General features: G+C 47.9%; 4 protein-coding genes and 1 pseudogene. All 5 read left to right on the forward strand.

Annotation, left to right across the window (positions count from 1 at the left end; translation table 11 throughout):
• Positions 1-347 precede the first annotated feature (347 nt).
• A pseudogene (locus K5753_05445) lies at positions 348-561 on the forward strand (helix-turn-helix transcriptional regulator).
• 55 nt (positions 562-616) lie between these two features.
• Positions 617-1,888 (forward strand): DUF2130 domain-containing protein, encoded by a 1,272-nt coding sequence (locus K5753_05450; protein MCR4726645.1) that lies wholly within the window; start codon positions 617-619, stop codon positions 1,886-1,888.
• Positions 1,889-2,190: 302 nt separating this feature from the next.
• Positions 2,191-2,826, forward strand: a complete 636-nt coding sequence (locus K5753_05455; protein ID MCR4726646.1) for a CPBP family intramembrane metalloprotease — start codon at positions 2,191-2,193, stop codon at positions 2,824-2,826.
• 77 nt (positions 2,827-2,903) lie between these two features.
• The gene (locus K5753_05460) at positions 2,904-3,749 is read left to right on the forward strand and encodes a hypothetical protein (GenBank protein MCR4726647.1); all 846 of its coding nucleotides are present in this window, start codon (positions 2,904-2,906) and stop codon (positions 3,747-3,749) included.
• 196 nt (positions 3,750-3,945) lie between these two features.
• Positions 3,946-7,600: hypothetical protein (locus tag K5753_05465; protein ID MCR4726648.1), on the forward strand; the 3,655-nt coding region annotated here is incomplete at its 3' end.

The raw sequence follows: 7,600 nt of genomic DNA on the forward strand, positions 1-7,600 counted from the left end.
CGGGACAAGTCCCGTCTGACGTTCGCACGAGCCTACTCACGGGAAAAGGAGCGCGGAAGCGCGTCGCTCTTGAACTGGCGGTAGTGCTCAGTGTTCCGTCGCTTTGCTCCTTGCGAATCCCTGAGGGCGCACCACTAAAAACCTCGACTTGTTCGAGGTTTTTTCTATGCTTCTCGGGATTCCCGCCGCTTATGGCGGCGCCCCCCGATGGGGGGAGAACCCGGGACAAGTCCCGTCTGACGTTCGCACGAGTCTACTCTCGGGATATGGAACAAAAATATGGTCATATCTATTTACAAATGCATCGAACTGTGACATAATTCAAATATGGTATGGAGTTGAGCTTAATGGCGATTCACTGCAAATTATCTATCCTAATGGGTGAAAAATAGTAAAATTTTAAATGTTTATGAAAAAACTTGATTATCTTGCGGAACGATCTCAAGCTTATGTTATGATAAAATTCAGCGCATTGACTATGAGACACTAAATAAATTGTGTGAATTATTTAGTTGTTCTGCTAGAGCGATTTTGGAGTATTCAAAGGAACAAACGAGTTAGTTGATTATTTATTTATAATTTGTTTGCAATGAAATAAAGAGTTATAAGGTGTAATATGCAAAAGATTAAATGTCCTAAATGTGGAGAGTTTTTCTCAATTGATGACACAGGATATGCTGCAATTGTAAAACAGGTCCATGATGCTGAGTTTGAGAAAGAAATCGACCGCCGCGAAAAGGAGCTTATTGCGGAAAAGGATTCTGCCGTAGATTTGGCAGTAACAAAGGCAGAAGCTGAAAAGGATAAGAAAATTTCCGAACTTGAAGCAGAGCTGACAGCGTATAATTCAAATAAAGCGGCAGAAATCGAGCAGATCAAATCCGCTAATGCGCTTGCATTAGCTTCAAAGGAGCAAGAGATTCAACGCTTAAACAGCAAAATCGAACTTGAAAAAGCCAATGCAGATACGGTTATAGAACGTGCGGTGCAAGAGAAAGAAAAAGAAATTCTCAAATTACAAAACGACCTCTTATTAGAGCAGAACAAACGAGAGCTAAATGAAAAAACGCTGACTGAAGCACACAAAGCGGAGATAAAACGCAAAGACGAAGAAATCGCTTACTATAAAGATTTTAAAGCCCGTCAATCTACCAAAATGGTTGGGGAGAGCCTTGAGCAACACTGCGAGATCGAGTTTAACAAACTACGAGCAACTGCTTTTCAGAATGCGTATTTTGAAAAAGATAATGACGCAAAAACCGGAAGCAAGGGTGATTTTATCTATCGGGAAAGTAGCTCAGATGGGGTTGAGTTCATATCCATTATGTTTGAAATGAAAAATGAAATGGATGAAACAGCTTCGAAGCACAAGAACGAGGATTTTTTCAAGGAACTCGACAAAGATCGCCGGGAAAAGAAGTGTGAATACGCTGTCTTGGTTACTTTACTTGAAGCGGACAATGAACTCTACAATGCAGGGATCGTTGATGTTTCGTACAAATATGAGAAAATGTATGTGATCAGGCCGCAGTTTTTCATTCCGTTAATAACGATCCTTAGAAATGCAGCGTTGAATTCGCTGTCGTATCGTCAGGAGCTTGCATTGGTACGAAATCAAAGTATTGATGTTACTAATTTTGAAAACAGCTTGCTTGATTTCCAGGCGAAATTCAGCAACAATTTTAGATTGGCCAGCGAAAAATTCCAAACAGCAATTGATGAAATAGATAAGACAATTGACCATCTTCAAAAAGTTAAAGAAGGGCTTCTTGGATCGGAACGACAATTACGTCTTGCTAATGATAAAGCCCAAGATTTGAGTGTTAAGAAGCTGACAAAGAACAATCAAACGATGCAAGCATTATTTGAGAATGTTAAAAAACAATAACAGTATTTGGGCGACAAACAATCATTACTACATCGGCGGAAAACCAATTGCCGTAACAACTGTATGGTATAAAAAACAAATCGTACATCACTAGGGAGCGATAAAAAATGTATCGTGTCCAAGACGAATGCACTTGTTTCAACGAAGTTAAATAATCGTCAAATTGATCGCATAATTTGGTATGAACATAAAGATAACGATATTAGAACGGAAATAGCAAAAACTCTTGCAGAAAGAATGTACTCCTTATAATTGCTTGATATAGGAATCGGCTGTATAATTTCTTTGACAAGGGGGGGCGTATGAAGAAAAAGCAAAGTATCGTTCTGATTGTTTCTTGCGTTTTGATCGCGGGGCTGACGTTCCTCGGCGGTTTTTGCGGGCGCGTTTCCGCGCTGTGGTTGAAAATATTGCTTTTGGCGCTTTGTTACGCGTCTATGGCGGCGGTCGCCGTCATTGCGATGAAACTCAGCGACTTGAAGGAAGATTTCGACGTAAAGAACGCAAAGCAATACGGCATCGGGATCGGGATCGCGCTCGTCCTTTCTCTTTTTTTCGCGTTTGTTCCCGCGCTCTGCGGTTTTTCTTTGGTCGGATCGCATAAGAAGTTTACTTGGTTCGGTTTGGTTTATAATTTTCTGAATTATTTTTTGATCATCGGTCCCGTCGAGGAATTCGTTTTCCGCGTGTATATTCAAGGCGCGTTGGTCTCTTTGTTCGAAAAGAAAAAATTCATAGGCGTCCTTTCTGCGTCGCTTTTGTTCGGACTGTGGCACTGGATCAACGGGACTTTCATCCAAGTCTTGTTTACCTTCGGCATCGGCGCGATCTTCGGATTCTCGAAATATCTCATTAAGGATTGCAAATACCCGGGATTGGCGGTCGGACACGGGCTTTATGATTTTCTGGACGAAATCGTCCGATATTTCGTCGTTTGAGCCCGAAAACTCCGCATTCTTAAATTTTATCAATAAACTTGAAAAGAAAGAGCGGGGTGTGGTATAATTTTCTGCGTATGAAAAGGCACGTTAAGTTTTTGATCGTTTTAATGGTTTTGATCGTTGCGTTCGCGGCGTTTTCCGGGTGCGGAACTTCTTTGAAGGTGGGAAAAGCCTATTATTTGTACACCTATAACGTTACCTCCGATCGGTTCGTTAAGCTCGGTTCTTCCATCGTCTTCGGAAAGGATTTCAAGACGTATACCTACGTTTTCAGCGACGGGACTCTTTCCATTCACGGCAACGTGTCGCATACCGAGACCCCGAACGTCTATTTATTTACCTGCGGCGCGGACGTCAATAAGGTCGTTAAAGAAAAGTACCGCGAGTACTTGATCGAAACGAATGCGGACGAACGGTTGATCGAATTGTTCAATATGATGTCCGAAGACTTTTCTTCCTCGATGCAACTCGTCTATTATAACGGCTATCTTTTCAGCCTGAGTTCGGTCGAGCTTTCGCACTCGCCGACGGATTCGAACACGGGTTCGTTCGAAGGGGAATTCACCATGACGAAGGATGGCGAAAAACTTAAACTGCGCGGAAACACGGCGTACACGGCGGACGAGAACGGAAATTATACCGTTTACGCCGGTTATTACACGGTTTCGAACGGTATCATGACCTTTACGACGGTCGACGAAAAGGGCAAGGATAAATACGTCGACGGCCTTTTATATCGCAAGCGTTATTTGATGGCGACTATAACCTTCCCGGAGCTTTTCGAGATCGTCGGAACGGACTTCGAAGAGCAGCTCGAAGAGGCGCAATTCGTTAAAAACATAAATTCGCAAATATCCGCATATTCGGGGAAAACGATCGCGCTTTTGTCCGATGAGTTTTTCGCTTGCGATATGAAATAAAACGTTTGATTTTTCTTTGATTCTTTCGGCGCTCGTTTCTTTCGGAACGGCGCTTTTTTATTATGATCTCCTTATGTTAAGATATCTTAACAAACATTGACAGCGCGAGCGCTTATGATATAAAATTACGTTGTATGATTCTACGCGCGAGTATGCGCTCGCGTATGTAGAGGACTGCAAAGGTCTTGGAGGCAATATGACAAAAAATCTTCACACGAAAATCTTGATCGTTTTACTGCTCTGTTTCGTGATCGCTATCGTGGCGTTTGCTTGTACGCCGCGTTCGACCACGGTCATTCCCGTCGATCCGGGGAAACCGGGAGGTTCCGATGAGTTCGACGTCACGGGAGGGGTGAAGACGGATACGACGGTATCCGAGATCTTCGCTTATATGAAAGACGTCCTCGCCGTGGATGATGAAAACGATTACGTTGCTTTCAAGTTCGTTTCGGATAACGTTACCGTAGTGGAGAGCGGTAAAAAGTTCGAAATGTTCGCCAGCGTTCTTTGCAAGTACAATCGTAGGGACGACTCCAAGACCGAATTGTCCATCGAATTTCATTCTTCCGCGACGCGCTCCGTCGTGCTCGGCTTCTATTACTGCGCCGGCGTGTTCTACGTCCAGATCCCGAACGACAAAGGCGGCGTTATGGCTTATCTCGACGATTTCAGTCTGCGCGACGCGCTCGAAGTCGCGAATCGCCTCGGCGATAAAGTCGTCGGCGCGATCGACGGCGTTATGGACACGCAGATTCCCGGTTTGAATACTTCCGTCGGCGCCCTCGTCAACAACATCACTTCTTCCGCGATCAAGAGCGCGACGATGACCGAAAAGGATGAGAACGTCCAACTCGTCGTCAAGACCGATTTCAACAAGATGATCAACTCGGTCATGACCCTCATCGGAAACCCCGTCGTAAAGACCCTTCTTGCGGAATTCCAAGTCGATAGCATTTTGACCGCGGTCTTCGGCATCAACCTGACGGCGATCACGAACTTTACTTTCGAAAACATTACCTGCGACTTTACGATCAACGTCTCGAATAATAAATTCGTCGGAATGGACGTCGATCTCGGTTACGGCACCGAGACCTTCCTCGTCGATTTCTATATCGACAACGAGTACTACGGTTCCGATCCGCAACAGGTGGACGCGATCGTCTTCCCCGAATTCACCGATTACAGGAAGTTCGGCTTGACCAACTTCGAAGTCGGATTCAAGATCGATCTCGAAAACGGAAGCGAAAAGCAGGTCACGATCGATAATTTGATCGGCGGCGTCCTGACCGAGTTCTTCGCGCTTCCGACGCTCGGCGCGCTCGGCGAGCGCACGCTGACGCTCGGCGAAGGAACGATCGGTCTTTTCTTGGACGTTAACGCCGAAATCAACTGGAACCGCAACGAAAAGAATTACATAGAGCTTTATTTGTACGAAGTTACGACGAAGGGCAACGTCCTTCTCGGAACGGCGTACTACGTCGGCGCAAAGAATTCTTTGTACGTCGATTTCTCCTACGTCAATTTGCCGAAGTTCGTCTACGAAGGGCTGAACGTCGCCGAGGTTTTGGACGGCTTTATCACCAAGACGCTCAGTTCGATCCTCGGAACGGCTTCCGAATCGACGGCGGAAGGCGAGGAGATCCGCTCTTTGATCCTCGATACGTTCGGGCAGGAAGGGGACAGCTACGAAGACGCTCTCGCGAATATCATGCAGACGGGAACGTATGCTTACGTCGCCGCCGCGGGAGAAGACCAGAGCTTCGCCAAACTCGACGTGTTCAGCGTCATCGTCAAGATCCTGAACACGATGGAGCGCCGCCCCGCCGGAAAGAAATCCATCGCCGTGACGATGGATCGTGAAGTCATCCTCGCCGTCGTCGAAGATCTCGCGAGGGACGCGCAAAGCGATCTGAAATCCGCGATCGAGGCAAGGGATAACGACACGAGCGTCGCCGAAACGGAAACCCAAATCACGAATAAGCAAAGAGAGATCGAAGAAAAGACCGAAGAGATCGCGCAGCTCGAAAGACAGCTTGCGGACGGCGCGACCACGCTCGGCATCGAAGAAAAGATCGCGCTCGGCAATCGGATCGAAGCCGAGAAAAACAAACTTCAAAAACTCAAAGACGAAAAAGAACTGATGATTCAAGCGAAAGAGAAGATCATCGCGGATTTCGCGTCTTCCGTCAAATCCGCGGGCGATCGCCTCGATTTGTTCGCGAGCATCGTGAACGGAGTCAATAAGGAACTTTCCAGCGTGGATATCGCGATCCGTTCCGTGCGCCTCGAACTCGGACTTTTGGACAGCTTCGGGTTCTTTATCGCCGCGGACGTTAAACTGACCGAGGATACCTTCATCCACGTCGCGATCGATCCTCTCGGCTTCGGGTTCTCGCCCGAATTCAATATTCCGAAAGAAGAGTTCGTCACCACCGGCTACGCTTCTCTTGAAGAGTTCTCGAATATCTCGGTCTCCGCGACCCTTTCTCTCTCGGGAGATACGGGAAGCCTGACCGAAACGAATATCGGCGACGCGCTCGGAAATTTGATCGCCGAACTCGTCTGCGTGCTCGGCGTAAAAGAGCCGATCACGGGCGGACTCGACGTCAAGGTGGACGCGAATATCGGGTTCGACCCCGTAAAAATGTCGAACTTTATGGGCGGCGCGAACGTTGAACTGCGTTTCTCGAATCTCGAACTCGCCGTTAAGATCTACAAGAAAGAAAACGCGACGAGCGAAACGCTTTCGGACGAAAACCTCGTGATCGCGATGTACTACGGCGAATACGCGAGCGGTGAGCACGCGATCTTCGTCGACGCGACGGGTCTTTCGATCAGCGCGGACGGGACGACGCTTCCGAAATTCATGTATAAGATCAAACTCGAAGATCTTTTCCGCACCGCTTCCGGCGCGCAGACCGACGAGCTTCCTTCGATTCCCGCCGCGGCTTCGTCCGAAATGACGAGCAAGCAGATCATCGATCTCCTCGGCGGAATGATGGGCGGGATTTATATCGGCGACGAAATCTCCGTTATGCTTGCGGATCGCTTCGTCGGGACGTTGCTTTCTCTCCTTATGGAGGGCAGAAACACCGATACCGTCCTCGATCTCGGTGCTTCAAGCAAAGCCTATTTCCGCATCGTGGATTCTTTGGAGATCGGCGCGAAGATCGCGTTCGACACTTCGGAAGGCGCGCTCGGATATCAAAATCCCTACGTCGAACTGCGCGTGCACAATATTTTTGCCGACTTTGCGAAAAAACAGATCATTCCGAAATCCGTCTTTGACGGGGCGGGGTCGGTCTATCGCGACGTAACGTCGCTCGATTCCATCTACGTCCAATTCGAGGCGGATCTCGATTACGCGTTCTCCGATATGAGTTACGACTTTACGGACTTTATGGAAGAACTCGGCGGTATGATCCCGAACAGCATCGGCGCCGTTCTCAAAAACACCGCTTTGACCTTTGACGTCGCGGAGGATTTCTCGGGAAGGTTCGTCGCGAGAGTCAGCTCGAACTTCGACCTTTCGGACGGAATGAAATTCAACGCCCGTATCGAAATTTTGAAAGACGACGAGCTTCTCGTCAAACTCTTCTTCGACGGGCTGTATCTGTACGTCGACGGTGAAGGTCTCGCGACCCTTGCGGAAGATGGAAAGGTCGCGGGGTTGAATATCCCGAAATTCCGCATTCAAGTCACGGAGTTGCCCTGCGGCTGCAAGTGTAAAGCCTGCCTCGAAGGGGCTTACTGCGACGGAACGGATTGCGCCTACGGATGCGTTTGCTCGCACTGCGCGACCGAAAGCGCGGCTGCCGCGGACGCGATGGACGGCGTGATCGGTTTGTTCG

Source organism: Clostridia bacterium (assembly GCA_024685775.1).
GTDB lineage: Bacteria > Bacillota > Clostridia > Christensenellales > CAG-1252 > CAG-1252.

Coding starts and splice junctions, on each gene's coding strand:
- K5753_05455 (MCR4726646.1), top strand. CDS start 2,191: ATGAAGAAAAAGCAAAGTATCGTTCTGATTGTTTCTTGCGTTTTGATC.
- K5753_05450 (MCR4726645.1), top strand. CDS start 617: ATGCAAAAGATTAAATGTCCTAAATGTGGAGAGTTTTTCTCAATTGAT.
- K5753_05460 (MCR4726647.1), top strand. CDS start 2,904: ATGAAAAGGCACGTTAAGTTTTTGATCGTTTTAATGGTTTTGATCGTT.